Raw genomic sequence first — 15357 nt, 5'->3', positions numbered from 1 at the left:
GGCCCTGACCCTCCCCTGCTGGGATGGGGGCAAGCGGCCCGGCATCCTCCACATTTTCCAAGACAGAAAGCCTCCCCATGACCGACGCCCCCGTCGTGAAGTTCCTGCGGCTCGCCGGCAACGACGATCTGCCGCTGCCGTCCTACGCCACCGCCGGGGCCGCCGGCTTCGATTTGCGCGCCGCCGTTCCGGCCGGGGAAACGGTGACGCTGGCGCCCGGCCGGCGCCTGCTGGTGCCGACCGGCTTCGCGGTCGGCCTGCCCGTCGGCTGGGAGATGCAGGTCCGCCCGCGCTCCGGGCTGGCGGTGAAGAACGGGGTGACGGTGCTGAACACGCCGGGCACGGTCGATTGCGACTATCGCGGCCCGGTCGCCGTCTGCCTGATCAACCTCGGCGAGGAGCCCTTCACCATCGCGCGCGGCGACCGCATCGCCCAGGCGGTGATCGCCCGCGCGCCGCAGGCGGCGCTGGTCGAGGCGGCGGATCTCGACGAGACGGCGCGCGGCAGCGGCGGCTTCGGCTCCACCGGGGTGGCGTAAGGCGCCCTCACCGCCACCGTATGCGATGGGCGGTCACCCCCGCCACCGTATCAAATGGGCGGTCACCCGCCACCATATGCAATGGGCGGTCACCCGCCCAGCGGCGGGGCGTAGAGCAGCCCGCCGTCGGTCCACAGCGCGTTCATCCCGCGCTCGATGGCGAGCGGCGACAGCCGGCCGAGCGTGCGGTCGTAGATCTCGCCGTAGTTCCCGATCTGCATGACCACCCGCAGCCCCCAGCCGTCGTCGAGCCCCAGCCCCTGCCCCAGGCCGGGCAAGGCGCCGAGCAGGCGGCGGGTCTCGGCGTCGCCGGTGGTCTTGCGGGCGGCGGCGTTGGCGGCGGTGACGCCCTTCTCCTCCGCCGTCAGCAGGGCCAGCACGACCCAGCGCACCACGTCCCGCCAGTTGGGATCGTCGTTGCGCACCACCGGGGACAACGGCTCCTTGGCGATGATGTCCGGCAGGATGCGGTAGTCGTCGCGGGCGGGCGCGTTCTGCGCCCGCTGGCCGTGCAGCGCCACCCGGTCGCCGGTGTAGAGATCGCAATGGTGGTTGAAGAAGGCGGTGATCGCGCCGTCCGCCGACCGCATCCGCCGGATGGTCAGCCTTGCCCCCTGGCGGGCGATCCAGTTCTCCAGGTTGCGGACGGTGGTGGTGCCGTCGACGACGCAGACGCTGGCCGTCCCGGCCTCCGCCAGCGTCGCGGCGGCCAGCGAGCGGTGGGCGAGGAAGCCCTGGCCGTCGAACAGATAGACGGCGGGGAAGGCCAGCCCCATGGTCAGCTCGCGCTCCTGCGTCCAGGTCGAGGTTTCCATCACCACGTCGATCGCGCCGTTGCGCAGCGCGGTGAAGCGGTTCTCGACCCCGACCTCGACGAAGGCGACGCTGCCGGCCCGGCCCAGCGCGGCGGCGGCCAGCGCCCGGCACATCTCGGGAAAGAAGCCGGTCCAGTTGCCCGCCCCGTCCATCGTCGCCACGCCGGTCCCGCTGGGGATGACGCCGCAGCGCAGGACCCCGGCCTCGCGCACCCGCTCCAGCGTCCCGGCGCGGGCTTCGGCAGCCAGCAGGGCGCCGGCGGCCAGCGCCACGCCGACGGCGACCGCCCTCATCCATCCGCCCATGGCCGCCGTCCTCCGCTTCGTGGAGCGCGCCCGCGCCGTTCCACGTGAAACAGGATCCACCCCCTCCGCCGACGCGTCAACCGGGTGAATTGCACCGGCCTTGCGCGGCATGGTATGTCACGAAGCCGCGAGAGGCGGCCGGCTGAAGGGGCAGGGGCTGCAATGCGGATTCCCCGGCGAAGCGTGGCGTTCCGCATCCTGGCGGGCTTGACGGTGATTGGCGGACTCGCCGCCGCCACCAGCGTCGTCGCCGTGTCCCTGTTCTCGCGCTTCCACCAGGGGTTTCAGCAGGTCGCCACCGCCAAGGTGCCGGGGCTGGTCGCCGCGTCGCAGCTCGCCCAGCAGAGCGGCACCGTCGCCGCCATCGCCCCCGCGCTGGTCGCGGTGCAGGACCAGCCGGCGCGCGAGGCGGTGATGGCCCGGCTCGGCGACCAGATCGTCATGCTGGAGGAACTGATGGCCCGCCTTGCCGCCCGCGGCGAGGGGCTGGGCGACCTGACCGAGCTGGAGCGCCGCAAGAACGAGCTGGTCGCCAACCTGCTGACCCTGAACGTGCAGGTCGAGCGGCAACTGGCGCAGACCGCCGACACCGACGCCCGCGCCCTGGCCCTGGCCGGGCTGGCCGCCCGCCTGCGCGCCACGGAGGCGCTGACGGAGGACAGGGCCGTCCCGCCGGCCGACCACGCGGCCATCCACCGCTGGCAGCGTGACGCCGGGGAGGCGCTGACCATCCTGCTGGCGGCGCTGCGCGCCGGCCACGAGGCCCAGCTGGACCGGCTGCGGGCCGACACCGGCGTCCGTCTCGATCGCGCCGCGGCGGCGCTGGCCCTGCTGCCGCCCGACCGCGCGGCGCCGCTGGCGGCGTTGCAGGACGCGCTTTCCGCCGCCGCCTTCGGCCCCGACCCGCTGTTCGCGGCGCGGGCGGCCGAGCTGTCGCTGCAACGGGCGGTCAAGGGCGCGGCGGCGCGGAACCAGACGGTGTCGGACCGGCTGGTCGCCTCCGTCTCCGACTATTTCCTGGCGGTGGAGCGGGACGTCGCCCGCCGGTCGTCGGAGTTCGAGCGCGTCATCCAGGACGGCGAGCGCGCGGTGATCGCCATGGCGCTGCTGTCGATCCTGGGGGCCGCCGCGATCTTCGCCTACATCCACCGCAACGTGGTGCGGCGGCTGCGCGCGCTCCAGGCGGCGATGGTCGCCCACCAGGCGGGCTCGCCGGTCGCCATCCCCACCCAGGGGCGCGACGAGATCGGCGAGATGGCCCGCGCGCTGGCCTTTTTCGTCGGCACCATCCGCGCCCGCGAGAGCGCGCTCAGCGACAGCGAGCGCCGGCTGCGCGCCATCCTGGAGCAGAGCCCGGTCGGCGTCTCGATCGGGCGGACCGACGGCAGCGTCGCCTTTGCCAACGCCCGCGCCGCCGAGCTGGCCGGGCTCGACCTCGGCGCCTTCATCGGCAGCCGCCACGCGCTGGCCCTGCCGGGCGCCACCATCCACGGCCGCCGTCCGGCGGCGGCCGGCGCCGAGTCCGGCTCCCCCAGCGGCTCCCCCAGCGGCCCCGCCGGCGGCAGCGACGGCGACGTGGTCGCCCGCGACGTCGAGGTCGCGGTGGACCGCCCGGACGGGCGGCGGGTCTGGGCGCTCCAGACGCTCCAGCGCACCGAGTTCGAAGGCAAGCCGGCGGTGCTGGCCTGGAGCTACGACATCACCGAGCGCAAGCGCGCCGAGGAGGCGCTGCGCGCCGCCAAGGAGCAGGCGGAGGTCGCCGCCCGCTCCAAGTCCGAGTTCCTGGCGACGATGAGCCACGAGATCCGCACGCCGATGAACGGCGTGCTCGGCCTGCTGGAGCTGATCGCCCTGACGTCGCTGGACGCCGAGCAGCGCACGCTGGTCACCACGATGCGCGAGAGCGCCGGCTCCCTGCTGCGGATCATCGACGACATCCTCGACCTGTCGAAGATCGAGGCCGGCAAGCTGGAGCTGGAGGAGCAGGATCTCCGCCCGGCCGAGCTGGTGGAGGGGGTGGCCGACCTGCTGGCCCCGCAGGCCCACCACAAGAATCTGGCGCTGGTCTGCGACATCGATGGGTCGGTGCCGCCGCTGCTGCGCGGCGACGCCGGCCGCTTGCGTCAAGTCCTGTTCAACCTGACCGGCAACGCCATCAAGTTCACCGACCGGGGCCGGGTCGTGCTGCGGGTCCACGCCGCCGGTCCGGCGGTTCCCGGCCCCTCCCCCGGCCCCTCCCTCGGCCGGGTCCGCCTGCATGTCAGCGTCGAGGACACCGGCATCGGCATTGGGGCGGAGGGGCAGGCCCGGCTGTTCCAGCCCTTCAGCCAGGCCGACAGTTCGACCACCCGGCGGTTCGGCGGGACCGGGCTGGGGCTGGCGATCTGCACCCGGCTGGTCGAGCGGATGGGTGGCCGGATCGGCGTCGATTCGGTGCCTGGCCACGGCTCGACCTTCTGGTTCACGGTGGAGCTGGCGCGCGCCGGGGAGGCCGGGCCGGACGGGGCGGCCACGGCGCTGGCCGGCCTGTCCGTGCTGGTGGCCGACGCGGACGACACCCAGCGCGGCGTTCTGGCCCGCTATCTGGCCCATGCCGGGGCGGCGGTGGCCGAAACCGGCGACGGGGACGAGGCATCGGCGCTGCTGCGCGCGGGCGGGGCGGATCTGCTGGTGACGACGACCGCGATGGCCGGCCGGGTCACCGCGCCGGACGATCGGGCAGCGCCGCCGCTCCTGCTGGTCGGCGGCGGGCCGGCGGGCCCCCATTCCCCGCCGCCGCCGCCGGCACCATGGCCGGCGGTCGCCGGGTTGACGCAACCGGTCCACCGCTCCGCCCTGATCGCGGCGGCGGCCCGTCTGCTGGGCCGGGGCGCCGCCGTCCCGCCCGCCAATTCCGGCCCCAGTCCCGGCATGTCCGGGGACGGGCCGACTCCGCACCCGCTCGTCGGGCCGGGGCTTCCGGGGCATGGAACGATCCTGGTCGCCGAGGACCACCCGACCAACCGGCAGGTCGTGTTGCGTCAACTCCGCCAGCTCGGTTTCGAGGCCGAGCTGGCGGAGGATGGCGCCGTCGCGCTGGCGGCGTGGCGTGGCGGCGGCCACCGGCTGCTGATCACCGACTGCCACATGCCGCGCATGGACGGCTACGAGCTGGCCCGCCGCATCCGCGAGGCGGAGGCCGGCGGGGAGCGCCGCATTCCCATCATCGCGATGACCGCCAACGCCCTGTCGGGCGAGCGGGAGCGCTGCGTCGCCGCCGGCATGGACGATTACCTTGCCAAGCCCGTCACCCTGGCGCACCTGTCCGCCGCGCTGTCCCGCTGGCTGGGCGGCCCGCCGCCGCCCCGATCCGCCGCCGTGCCTTCCACCCCGGTTTCCCTGTCCGCACCGCCCGAGTCCCCGTTCTCCGAGTCCCCGTTTTCCGACCCGCCGCCCGCCTTGCCGGTCCTCGACCTCGATCATGTGCGCGCGACCTTCGGGTCGCTGGACGCGGGGACCGCCGACATGATGGATTTCTTCCTGGAGACGACCCGTCCCACCCTCGACCAGGCGCTGGCGGCGCTGGCGGCGGGCGATCTGGAGGCGGCGCGCGCCGCCGCCCATTCCGCCGCCGGGGCCGCCCGCACCGCGGGTGCGAAGATGCTGGCCGCCCATTGTTCCGCCCTGGAGAACGCGATCCTGGCGAATCGCCCCGAAGAGGCGCAACGGCAGGCGGCGGCGATGGACGCCGCCTATCCCGCGGTCGAAGCCGCCATCCGGGCGCTGCGCTGCGCAAAAGAGGGTGTTGCCTAACCCTTACGGGCCTATCGGCTTCGCCATTCGGACGGTGGCGTAGGAAAAACCGCATGCGGCGCGCGCGTTGCTTGTCGCCCTGGGATGCCTGAACTACTCTCCCTCGCGTGAATTCAGTCTCCAGACCAGAGTGGCCGGGGCCCTGGTTGTGCCCGGGCCGGCGGGGGTGGTGAGCGTGGCCGGCTTCGGCGGATTGTTCTGGAACGCGAAGGAAACCCGGCGCCGCGCCGACCGCGCGACGGCCGACCGCGACCGGCTGGAGGCCGTGCTGGCGGCGGCCCCGCATCCCTGGTGCGCCTGGGACCGCAACGGGGAGGGGCGGCTGTCGGCCGACGCGGCGTCCCTGCTCGGCATCCGCACCGCCGACGACCTCGTCTCCGCCGTCGCGGCGCCCGAGCTTCCGGCGGCCCTCGACCGCCTGCGCCGCGACGGCGAGCCCTTTCGCTGCGCGGCCACCACCCGCGACGGCCGCCGCCTCGTCCTGACCGGGCGGCGCGGCGGGGCGGGCGCCGGGGAGCAGGCCGAACGCTGCGACGTGGTCTGGGTGGAGGACGTCACCGCCGCCCTGGCGGAAACCAGCGACCGCAAGTCCGCCCTTGACGCCGCCGAGTCCGGCCTCGCCGCGCTGCGCGCCGCGGTCGACGCCCTGCCGGTCCCGGTCTGGCTGCGCGACCGCGACCTCGGCCTGTCCTGGTGCAACCGGGCCTACGCCCGCGCCGTGGACGCGGAGCCCGCCGCCGTGCTGGACGGCCAGAGGGAACTGACGCAGGGGCCGTCCCGCCGGGCGCTGGCCGAACGGGCGCGCAGCGGCGGCTTCGCCCAGTCCGAACGGGTGCCCGTGGTCATCGGCACCGAACGCCGCATGCTGGAGGTGACCGAGGCGCCGCTCCCCTTCGACAAGGAGGGCGGCGGGAGCGGCGGCACGCTGGTGGTCGGCTACGCGCTCGACCTCACCCCGCTGGAGGAGCTGCGCGGCGAGCTGGACCGCCATCTCTCGGCCCACGCCGAGGTGCTGGAGCGGCTGGGCACCGCCATCGCCATCTTCGGCCCGGACACGCGGCTGAGATTCTTCAACCAAGCCTACGCCCGGCTGTGGGATCTCGACGAATCCTGGCTGCGCAACGAGCCGACCAACGCCGAGCTTCTGGAGGAGCTGCGCGCCCGCCGCCGCCTGCCGGAATACGCCGACTACCAGACCTTCAAGCGCGAGCGGCTGACCCGCTACACCCATCTGGTGGAGCCGATGGAGGAGCTGCTGCATCTTCCCGACGGCACCACGCTGCGCCATCTGGCGGCGCCCCACCCGCTGGGCGGCCTGATCACCATCCTGGAGGACGTGACCAACACGCTGGCGCTGGAATCCTCCTACAACACGCTGATCGCGGTGCAGCAGGAGACGCTGGACAATCTGGCGGAGGGCATCGCCGTCTTCGGCGGCGACGGCCGGCTGAAGCTGTCCAACCCGGCCTTCGCCCGCGTCTGGGACATGGCCGACGAGGATCTCCAGGGCGAGCCGCACATCGCCGAGGTCATCGACCGCATGCGCCCGCTGCTGGCCCACGCCGACGACACGACCGGCGAGGGCTGGGACGCGCTGAAGGAGGAGCTGATCGGCGCCACGCTGGAGCGCACCGTGCGGTCGGGCCGGGTCGAGCGCAGCGACGGCTCGGTGGTCGAGTTCTCCACCCTGCCGCTGCCCGACGGGGCGGTGCTGAACAGCTACCTCGACGTCACCGACGGCGCCCGGCTGGAGGCGGCGCTGCGCGCCTCCAACGCCGCGCTGGAGGCGGCGGACCAGTTGAAGAGCGAGTTCATCGCCAACGTCTCGCACCATCTGCGCACGCCGCTGAACGGCATCATCGGCTTCGCCGAGGTGCTGGCGAACCAGTATTTCGGCGAGCTGAACCCGCGCCAGATGGAGTACGTCAAGGGCACGCTGAACGCCGGCGAGCGGCTGCTGGAGCTGATCGACGACGTGGTCGACCTGACCAGCCTGGGCGCCGGGGTGACGACGCTGGAGCGCGGGCCGGTGGACGTGCCGGACCTGCTCGACTCGGTGGCCGGGCTGACCCGCGAATGGGCGCGGCGCGAGGGGCTGAAGCTGGACGTCGTCGCCCCCTCGGGCCTGGGCGAGATGGAGGGCGACGGCAAGCGGCTGAAGCAGGCCCTGTTCACGCTGGTGGTCGGCGCCATCCGCAACCCGCCGGCCGACCGCCGCATCCGCCTGTCCGGCGAGCGGCTGAACGGCACCGTCACCCTGTCGGTCAGCGGCGCCGCCACCCCCGACGGCGGCGACGGCCAGGGTGCGGCGGCGCTCGGGCTGTCGCTGGCCCGCAACGTGGTGGAGCTGCATGGCGGCCGGCTGGAGCTGGACGAGATGACCGGGCGCGGCGCCCATGTGCGGTGCGTCATGCCGGTGCGGGCGCCGGTCAACGGCGGGCATGCGGACGCTCACCTGCCTCGGCCCTGACCCTGCCGTGTCTTAAGCCCCTCTCCCTCAGGGAGAGGAGCTTGATGCGCCCTACCGGGGCAGCGTCACCGTTACGCGCAGGCCGCCTTCCGGCCGGTTGGCCAGCGCGATGTCGCCGCCATGGCCGCGGATGATCGTCCGCGCCGTCGACAGCCCGAGCCCGACCCCGCCCGTGTCGCGTGAGCGCGAGCGCTCCAGCCGGTAGAAGGGGGCGAAGACCTTCTCGAACTCGTCCTCCGGGATGCCGGGGCCGCGGTCGTCGACATGGACGCGGCACTGCCCCTCCTCCGGCTCCAGCCGCACGGTGAAGCCGCCGCCATAGGCGATGGCGTTGTCCATCAGGTTGGCGAAGGCGCGGCGCAGCGCCACCGGCCGCCCCTCCGCCACCGCGTGGGCCGGGCCGTCGTAGACGGCGTCATGGCCGGAATCCACCCGGTCGTCGCACAGGCTCTGCAACAGGTCGGCGAGGTCGAGGCGGCCGCGCGGCTCGCGCTTGGCGTCGTCGCGGGCGAAGGCCATGGTGGCGGCGATCATCGCCTCCATCTCGTCGAGGTCGGCCAGCATCTTGCGCTGCATCTCCGGATCCTCGACCAGCTCGGCGCGCAGCCGCAGCCGGGTCAGCGGCGTGCGCAGGTCGTGGCTGATCGCCGCCAGCATCTGGGTGCGGTCGGCGACGAAGCGGGCGAGGCGGGCCTGCATCCGGTTGAAGGCGCGGGTGGCGGCGCGCAGCTCGCGCGGGCCGGCCTCGGGCAGCGGGGGGGCCTCGGCGTCCACCCCCAGCCGTTCGGCGGCCGCGGCGAAGCCGGCGAGCGGCGCGGTGAAGCGGCGGGCCGCCCACAGCGACGACACCAGGATCACCGCGACCAGCGCGCCCATCCACAGCACGAAGCGGATGACGCGGAACGGCCCCTCCAGCGGGTCGCCGCCGGTGAAGGTCAGCCAGGATCCGTCGCCGAGCTGGATCGACAGCCGGATGTGCGGCCCCCAGCGCCGGTCGTCGTCGCCGGCGAAGGGCGGCGGCGGCGGGCGGTGGCGGCCCCCCTCGTGGCGGTCGTCGCCGTCGCGCCGCTCGACCTCGAAGACGATGGCGCGGGACGGGATGTTCAGCGTCTCGCGCAGCCGCCGCCGCAGCCCGTCGAAGCGCACCCCGGTGTAGTCGCTCAGCTCCGGCGGCCGGTCGGGGTGCCATTCGACGCGCAGCACCGGGTCGTCGATCGCCTTGACCAGCCGCTCGCGGTCGGCCGCGGGCGTGCTGCCGACGAGCTGCACGATGGCGGTGACGCGCTGGACCAGCACGCCCGGCCCGTGGATCGGCGGCCCCTCGCTGCGGTCGGTCAGATAGACCAGCGTGCTGATCGCCTGGGTCAGGAACAGCGCCACCACCACGGTCAGCACCATGCGCGCGGCGATGCTGTCGGGAAAGGCGAAGCGCCGGAGCCTCACGATCCCACACCGACCGACGGCGTGAACAGATAGCCGCCGCCGCGCACCGTCTTGATCAGGGTCGGCTCCGCCGGGTCGGGCTCGATCTTGCGGCGCAGCCGGCTGACCTGCACGTCGACCGAGCGGTCGAAGGGCACCGCCGAGCGGCCGCGCGCCAGATCGAGGAGCTGGTCGCGGTTCAGCACCCGCTGGGGATGCTCGGCGAAGGCGACCAGCAGGTCGTACTCCCCGGCGGAGAGCTGGACCAGCGCCCCGTCGGGCGAGCGCAGCTCGCGCTTGGTGACGTCGAGCGACCAGCCCTCGAAGCGCAGCACCGTGCCGCCGGCGCTGGTGCCGGCCACCGGCGGGGCCGAGGCGCGGCGCAGCACCGCCTTGATGCGGGCCAGCAGCTCGCGCGGGCTGAAGGGCTTCGCCAGATAGTCGTCGGCGCCCATCTCGAGCCCGACGATGCGGTCGGTCTCCTCGCCCATCGCGGTCAGCATGATGACCGGCGTCTGGGCGGTCGGCGGCGACGCCCGCAGCCGGCGGCAGAGCGACAGCCCGTCCTCCCCCGGCAGCATCAGGTCGAGCACGATCAGGTCGACGCGCGCGCCGTCCAGCGTGCGCATCATCTCCGCCCCGTCCTTGACCCCGGTGACACGGAAGCCGTGCTTGGTCAGGAACTGGGCCACGAGCGAGCGGATCTCGCGGTCGTCGTCGACGACCAGAAGGTGGGGGATGCGGTCCATGCCGCGCATGATCGGGTGCTGCGGCCTTGGGGTGAAGGGGAAATGTGTAACGGCCGGTTACGGGAGCGGCGGCGGTTACACACTGTTACCAAGTGACGGGTTTGCGGACATCGTCCGGCAAAGTTCGGGGCCCATTGTCTGGCTCATCGGGAACGCGGCGCCGCCGCACCCCAACGAGATCGCCTCCTAACCAACCAGGAGTTTTCCTCATGAAACGCGCCCTTCTGACCTCCGCCATGCTGGTCGCCGGCCTCGGCTTCGCCCTGCCGGTCTTCGCCCAGCCCGAGCCCGGCGGCCCCATGGGCGGACCGGGCGGGCCGGACCGTCACTTCGGCCGCATGTGCGAGGACCAGGACGCCCGGCTCGCCGGCAAGCTCGCCTTCGCCGAGAAGAAGCTGAAGATCACCGAGCAGCAGCGCGCCGCCTGGACCAAGTTCGCCGACAGCGCGCGGGCCAGCCTGAAGCCGACCCAGGACCTGTGCGTCAAATTCAAGGACCAGCCGCGCCCGGCCGCCCTGCCGCAGCGCCTGGAGCGCGCCGAGACGATGATGCAGGCCCATCTCCAGCAGCTCCAGACCGTCCGTCCGGCCCTCAACGAGCTGTACGCCCAGCTGACGCCGGACCAGCAGAAGACCGCCGACCATCTGCTGAACCAGGGCGGTCCGCGCATGGGCGGCAAGGGGATGCATGGCGGGCATCATGGCGGGCCGGGTCATGACCGCGACCATGGCCCCGGCCGTCCCGGCCCCGACGGCAAGCCGCAGGAGTCGCGCGGCGGCTGACGTATCAGGTGTGATCTGACCACGGATCAATCCTTGATCCGACCAACGATCAATCCTTGATCTGACCAAGGATCGAGTTTGCGGCGGCTGATTTCCCAAGCCCCCCAAGGAGTCGCCGCAAGACGCGGGCCGCCGGATCCCCCCTCCGGCGGCCTGTGCCGTTTTCAGCGTGCGCTTCGAGGTTCCGAACCTTCACGCGGGATGTGTCTCGGGTCGTCATGACCGGCCTTGTCACGGTCATCCGCGCGCGACCATCGCCTCGGAATTTGCGGCCGTGAATGCCCGGCACGAGGCCGGGCATGACGAAGGAGGGGAAGGGCGGCCCGGTCGACGGAGCCTCAGGCGGCGCCCGGCACGCCCTTCGATGTCGAGTACTCGAAATGCAGCGCCTCGCCCGGATGCACCATCGGGTGGATGGCGTGGGCCGCCTGCGCCGCCTCGGCGAAACCGCAGAGGATCAGCTTCAGCTTGCCGGGGTAGGTGGCGATGTCGCCGATGGCGAAGATGCCGGGCGTGTTGGTGGCGCAGCCGGGCTGCGACACGGCGATGTGGCTGCGCTCCAGGTTCAACCCCCAGTCGGCGATCGGGCCGAGATTCATCGACAGGCCGAAGAAGGCCAGCAGCGCGTCGGCCGGCAGCGCCTTCTCCTCGCCGTCCAGCGTCGCGACCCGCACGGCGGAGAGCGTGCCGTCCGTCCCATCCAGTCCGGAGAGCTGGTAGGGCACCACCATCTCGATGCGCCCCTCGCGGGCCAGCGCGTCCATGCGGGCGACGCTTTCCGGCGCGGCGCGGAACTTCGGCCGGCGGTGGACGACGTAGACCTTCTCGGCGACGTCGGCCAGCGACAGGGTCCAGTCGACCGCCGAATCGCCGCCGCCGGCGATGACCACGCGCTTGCCGGCGAAATCTTGGCGGCGGCGGACCATGTAATGGACGCCGTGGCCCTCATACTGCTCCAGCCCTTCCAAGGGGGGGCGGTTGGGGCCGAAGGCGCCGGCGCCGGCGGCGAGGATGACCGCCTGGGCGTCGATCCGCGTGCCGATGCTGGTCTCGACCAGCCAGCGCCCCTCGTCGGTGCGGGTCAGCTTCACCACCTGCTGGCCCAGATGGTAGGTCGGGGCGAAGGGGGCGGCCTGCTCGGCCAGCCGGTCGATCAGGTCGGCGGCCTCGATCGAGGGGTGCGCCGGGATGTCGTAGATCGGCTTCTCCGGATAGAGCGCGGTGCACTGCCCGCCCACCATGTCCAGCGCGTCGACGACGTGACAGCGCATTTTCAGCATCCCGCATTCGAACACGGCGAACAGTCCGACGGGACCGGCCCCGACGATGACGACATCGGTGCGATGAAGGGTCTGCGACATGGAAGGCGATTCCTTGAAACCGGGTGCGGGAGAACGACTGTCCTTCCATTGTCCGCATTTCATCGCCGGGTCAACCCCAACCCGGCAGGGGCGATGGCGGCCGGACCCGAGGACGACGTTGCGTCGCAGGGTTGGGGCGTCGCAGCGTTTGGGCGGGATTTGTCTAAATTTGTTGATTGTGCGGCGCGCCGCCCGTGCCGGACAATGGACCGGGCCGCGCTTCCGGCCCCAGCCGCGGTGGAGGCCGCCATGAAGGAACTGCGTTGCCTGGTCTTCACCGAGCCGGAGGTGATCAAGGCCGTTCTCGACCGTCGACAGCGCCTGCGCGAGCCTCTGCCGACCGGGACGGTGAAGGGGGTCGGCCACCGCCACGGAAACGGGGTCGAAACCATCCTGACGATCGTCAGCGACGCCGGCGAGTCCCGCGAGCTGCTGCTGTCGGAAACGGAGGTCGCGGCGGCCATGGTCGCCTATTGCATGGGCCGGCGCATCCCCCTGCCGGTGGCCTCGGACAAGGCGCTGCATCTGATCAACGGCGCGCTGACGCTGATGATCACGATGAATTTCCAGAAGGCGCCGCGTCTGGTCACGCCGCTGGCCGCCAACGGGCCGAAGGCCGGGGGCGCCGGGGCGGTGGCCGGCGCGCGGCGCAAGGTCGGCGCCTGAGGCCCTGACCTGATACGTGTCAGGGACACAGCCTGAGACACTCGACGGCACCCGCCGCTTTCCGGTTGCGGGTCGCGGGTCCGTTCGCTCAGTATCCGGCCCATGTCGGACACCCCTTTTTCCCAGACCCTTGCCTTGCCGGATGAGGCCGCGACCGGACGGCTGGCCCTGCGGCTCGGCGCCCTGCTGCGGCCGGGCGACCTCGTGGCCCTGCGCGGCGACCTCGGCGCCGGCAAGACCGCCCTGTCGCGCGCCCTGATCCGCGGCGTCACGGAGCCCGACGCCGAGGTGCCGTCCCCCACCTTCACGCTGGTGCAGACCTACGACACCGGCATCGGGCCGCTCTGGCATTTCGACCTCTACCGTCTGTCCGGCCCCGACGAGGTGATCGAACTGGGCTGGGACGACGCGCGGGCCGAGGCTGTGGCGCTGGTCGAGTGGCCTGACCGGCTGGGGCCGCTGCTGCCCGCCGACCGGGTGGAGCTGGAGCTGTTCCACGACGGCCCCGACGCCCGCCGCGCCGTCCTGACCGGTCATGGCGCCCTGGCGGCCCGGCTGGCCGCCGCCGACTGGACGCTGTGACCATGACGGAACGCGACGCCGAGATCCGGAGCTTCCTCGCCCGGAACGGTCTGGCCGACGCGGTGCGGACGCCGTTGGCCGGTGACGCCTCGGTCCGCCGTTACGAGCGGCTGAGGAGGACGGACGGCTCGACCCTGATCCTGGTCGACACGCCGGTGCCGGCCGAGGATCTGCTTCCCTTCATGGCGATCGGCGCGGCGCTTGCCGGCATCGGCCTGTCGGTGCCGGCCATCCACGCGGCGGACACCGGGCGCGGCCTCGCCTTGCAGGATGATTTCGGAGACGAAACCTTCACCCGCCTGCTGGCGGAGGGGGCGGACCCACAGCCGCTCTACGCGCTGGCGACCGACTCGCTGATCGCGCTGCACCGCTGCTGGCCGGCGGGCGGGTCGGAACGGCTGGGGCTGCCGGTCTACGACGTTGCCCTGTTCGTCGAGCAGACCATGCTGTTCGCCGACGTCTACGTTCCGGCGGCCTGCGGCTCTCCCCTGTCGGACGAGGATCGTTCCGAATTCGAAACGCTATGGCGGGCGGTGGTCGAGCCGGCCTGCGCCGGGCCGGCGTCGCTGCTGCTGCGCGACTACCACGTCGACAACGTGCTGCGGCTGCCGCGCGACGGTGTGAAGGCGGCCGGGCTGATCGACTTCCAGAACGCCGGCCATGGGCCGGTCGCCTATGATCTGGTGTCCCTGCTGGAGGACGCCCGCCGCGACGTCGCGCCCGCGCTCGCCGAGGCGATGACCGCCCGTTATCTGGCGGCCTTCCCGGATCTGGACGCGGCGGCCTTCCGCCGCTCCATGGCGGTGCTGGGGGCGGTGCGCCACGCACGGATCCTCGCCATCTTCGTGCGCCTGGCTCTGAAGGGCCGGCGCGGCTACCTCGTCCATCTGGGGCGGGTCTGGCGCCTGCTGGAGGGCCAGCTGGCCAAGCCGGAGCTTGCCCCGGTCGCCGAGTGGTTCGCCCGCCATCTGCCGCCGGGCACCCGTGCCGATTTCGTCGTTCCGGAGACGACCTGACATGACCGCGACTGTTCCGATCCCCCAGACGGCGATGGTTCTGGCCGCCGGCCAGGGGGTGCGCATGCGCCCGCTGACGCTCGACCGGCCGAAGCCGCTGATCCCGATCCTCGGCAAGCCGATGCTCGACCACGCGCTCGACCGGCTGGCCGAGGTGGGGGTGGAAAGGGCGGTGGTGAACAACCACTATCTCGGCCGCATGATCGAGGACCATCTCGCCGGCCGCAGTGTGCCGGCCATCGTGCCGTCGCCCGAGGCGACGCTGCTGGAGACCGGCGGCGGGGTGAAGAAGGCGCTGCCGCTGCTGGGGCCGGCGCCGATTTACACGGTGAACGCCGACATCCTGTGGCTCGACGGTCCGATCCCCGCCCTGCGGCGGCTGGCCCGGCATTGGGATCCGGAGACGATGGACGCGCTGCTCCTGCTGATGGCGACCACGCGGGCGGTCGGCTACGAGGGGCGCGGCGACTACCACATGGACCCGCTGGGCCGCCTGACCCGGCGGGCCGAGCTGGAACTCGCCCCCTTCGTCTTCGCCGGCGTGCAGATCGTCAAGCCGGAGCTGTTCGCGCAGGACACTCCCGACGGCGCCTTCTCCACCAACCTGATCTGGGACCGCGCGCAGGAGGCGGGGCGGCTGTTCGGCCTCGCCCATGACGGGCTGTGGTTCCACATCGGCACACCCGACGGGCTGAAGGAGGCCGAGGATCTGCTCGCCATCGGCGGCGTGCGGGCCATCGCGCATTGAGATGAGGGGAGGGGCGGCGCGCTTGCCCCCACTCTGACCCTCCTCCGCTTCGCAGGGGAGGGGACGGCCGCCCTACTTTGACGAAGCTCCTCCCTCCCTTTCCCGCCCG

At 72.8% G+C, this 15357-nt stretch carries 12 protein-coding genes; 8 read left to right on the top strand and 4 right to left on the bottom strand.

Going from position 1 to position 15357, the window contains the following annotated elements; genetic code table 11:
* Nucleotides 1-77: 77 nt before the first annotated feature.
* A complete protein-coding gene (dut, locus tag JN22_RS19120) occupies nt 78-539 on the top strand; it encodes a dUTP diphosphatase (RefSeq protein ID WP_085555456.1) in 462 nt (153 codons plus the stop codon).
* An 89-nt stretch (nt 540-628) separates the two neighbouring features.
* Here dut and JN22_RS19115 read toward each other — a convergent pair whose 3' ends face one another.
* Nucleotides 629-1660, bottom strand: coding sequence for a transporter substrate-binding domain-containing protein (locus JN22_RS19115; protein WP_179166192.1), 1032 nt, complete (start codon nt 1658-1660; stop codon nt 629-631).
* A gap of 183 nt (nt 1661-1843) precedes the next feature.
* Between JN22_RS19115 and JN22_RS19110 the strand changes: the two genes are divergently transcribed.
* Both JN22_RS19110 and JN22_RS19105 read left to right on the top strand, forming a co-directional pair.
* Complete coding sequence (locus JN22_RS19110) at nt 1844-5452, top strand: response regulator (protein WP_223677791.1); 3609 nt, start codon at nt 1844-1846, stop codon at nt 5450-5452.
* 169 nt (nt 5453-5621) lie between these two features.
* Nucleotides 5622-7922 (top strand): PAS domain-containing sensor histidine kinase, encoded by a 2301-nt coding sequence (locus tag JN22_RS19105; protein WP_223677790.1) that lies wholly within the window; start codon nt 5622-5624, stop codon nt 7920-7922.
* A gap of 51 nt (nt 7923-7973) precedes the next feature.
* On the opposite strand, the gene JN22_RS19100 is transcribed toward JN22_RS19105, so the two are convergent.
* Nucleotides 7974-9365: an ATP-binding protein gene (locus tag JN22_RS19100; RefSeq protein ID WP_317852930.1), complete on the bottom strand. Its 1392-nt coding sequence runs from the start codon at nt 9363-9365 to the stop codon at nt 7974-7976.
* Nucleotides 9362-10093, bottom strand: a complete 732-nt coding sequence (locus JN22_RS19095) for a response regulator (protein WP_085555453.1) — start codon at nt 10091-10093, stop codon at nt 9362-9364. Before JN22_RS19095 ends, JN22_RS19100 begins: the two co-directional genes overlap by 4 nt.
* A 209-nt stretch (nt 10094-10302) precedes the next feature.
* Here JN22_RS19095 and JN22_RS19090 point away from each other — a divergent pair, with 209 nt between their 5' ends.
* Entirely contained in the window at nt 10303-10875 is a 573-nt protein-coding gene (locus JN22_RS19090; RefSeq protein ID WP_085555452.1) for a Spy/CpxP family protein refolding chaperone, read from the top strand.
* A gap of 338 nt (nt 10876-11213) precedes the next feature.
* On the opposite strand, the gene JN22_RS19085 is transcribed toward JN22_RS19090, so the two are convergent.
* Entirely contained in the window at nt 11214-12236 is a 1023-nt protein-coding gene (locus tag JN22_RS19085) for an NAD(P)/FAD-dependent oxidoreductase (protein ID WP_085555451.1), read from the bottom strand.
* Nucleotides 12237-12485: 249 nt separating this feature from the next.
* On the opposite strand from JN22_RS19085, the gene JN22_RS19080 reads away from it, so the two are divergent.
* The 4 genes from JN22_RS19080 to JN22_RS19065 all read left to right on the top strand — a co-directional run bounded on the left by JN22_RS19080 (nt 12486) and on the right by JN22_RS19065 (nt 15248).
* On the top strand, nt 12486-12902 hold the full coding sequence (locus JN22_RS19080; protein ID WP_085557240.1) for a hypothetical protein: 417 nt from the start codon (nt 12486-12488) through the stop codon (nt 12900-12902).
* A 102-nt stretch (nt 12903-13004) separates the two neighbouring features.
* Nucleotides 13005-13484 (top strand): tRNA (adenosine(37)-N6)-threonylcarbamoyltransferase complex ATPase subunit type 1 TsaE, encoded by a 480-nt coding sequence (gene tsaE, locus JN22_RS19075; protein WP_085555450.1) that lies wholly within the window; start codon nt 13005-13007, stop codon nt 13482-13484.
* A 2-nt stretch (nt 13485-13486) separates the two neighbouring features.
* On the top strand, nt 13487-14500 hold the full coding sequence (locus JN22_RS19070) for an aminoglycoside phosphotransferase family protein (protein WP_085555449.1): 1014 nt from the start codon (nt 13487-13489) through the stop codon (nt 14498-14500).
* Between the two features lies 1 nt (nt 14501).
* The gene (locus JN22_RS19065) at nt 14502-15248 is read left to right on the top strand and encodes a nucleotidyltransferase family protein (RefSeq protein WP_085555448.1); all 747 of its coding nucleotides are present in this window, start codon (nt 14502-14504) and stop codon (nt 15246-15248) included.
* The last annotated feature ends 109 nt before the right edge of the window (nt 15249-15357 follow it).

Origin of the sequence: Azospirillum agricola (genome assembly GCF_020005195.1) — a bacterium.
GTDB classification, from domain to species: Bacteria; Pseudomonadota; Alphaproteobacteria; order Azospirillales; family Azospirillaceae; genus Azospirillum; species Azospirillum agricola.
The sequence above is the reverse complement of the archived record's forward strand: the minus strand, read 5'-3'. Positions and strand labels throughout refer to the sequence as shown.

Coding starts and splice junctions, on each gene's coding strand:
- dut (WP_085555456.1), top strand. CDS start 78: ATGACCGACGCCCCCGTCGTGAAGTTCCTGCGGCTCGCCGGCAACGAC.
- JN22_RS19115 (WP_179166192.1), bottom strand. CDS start 1,660: ATGGGCGGATGGATGAGGGCGGTCGCCGTCGGCGTGGCGCTGGCCGCC.
- JN22_RS19095 (WP_085555453.1), bottom strand. CDS start 10,093: ATGGACCGCATCCCCCACCTTCTGGTCGTCGACGACGACCGCGAGATC.
- JN22_RS19090 (WP_085555452.1), top strand. CDS start 10,303: ATGAAACGCGCCCTTCTGACCTCCGCCATGCTGGTCGCCGGCCTCGGC.
- JN22_RS19085 (WP_085555451.1), bottom strand. CDS start 12,236: ATGTCGCAGACCCTTCATCGCACCGATGTCGTCATCGTCGGGGCCGGT.
- JN22_RS19080 (WP_085557240.1), top strand. CDS start 12,486: ATGAAGGAACTGCGTTGCCTGGTCTTCACCGAGCCGGAGGTGATCAAG.
- tsaE (WP_085555450.1), top strand. CDS start 13,005: ATGTCGGACACCCCTTTTTCCCAGACCCTTGCCTTGCCGGATGAGGCC.
- JN22_RS19070 (WP_085555449.1), top strand. CDS start 13,487: ATGACGGAACGCGACGCCGAGATCCGGAGCTTCCTCGCCCGGAACGGT.
- JN22_RS19065 (WP_085555448.1), top strand. CDS start 14,502: ATGACCGCGACTGTTCCGATCCCCCAGACGGCGATGGTTCTGGCCGCC.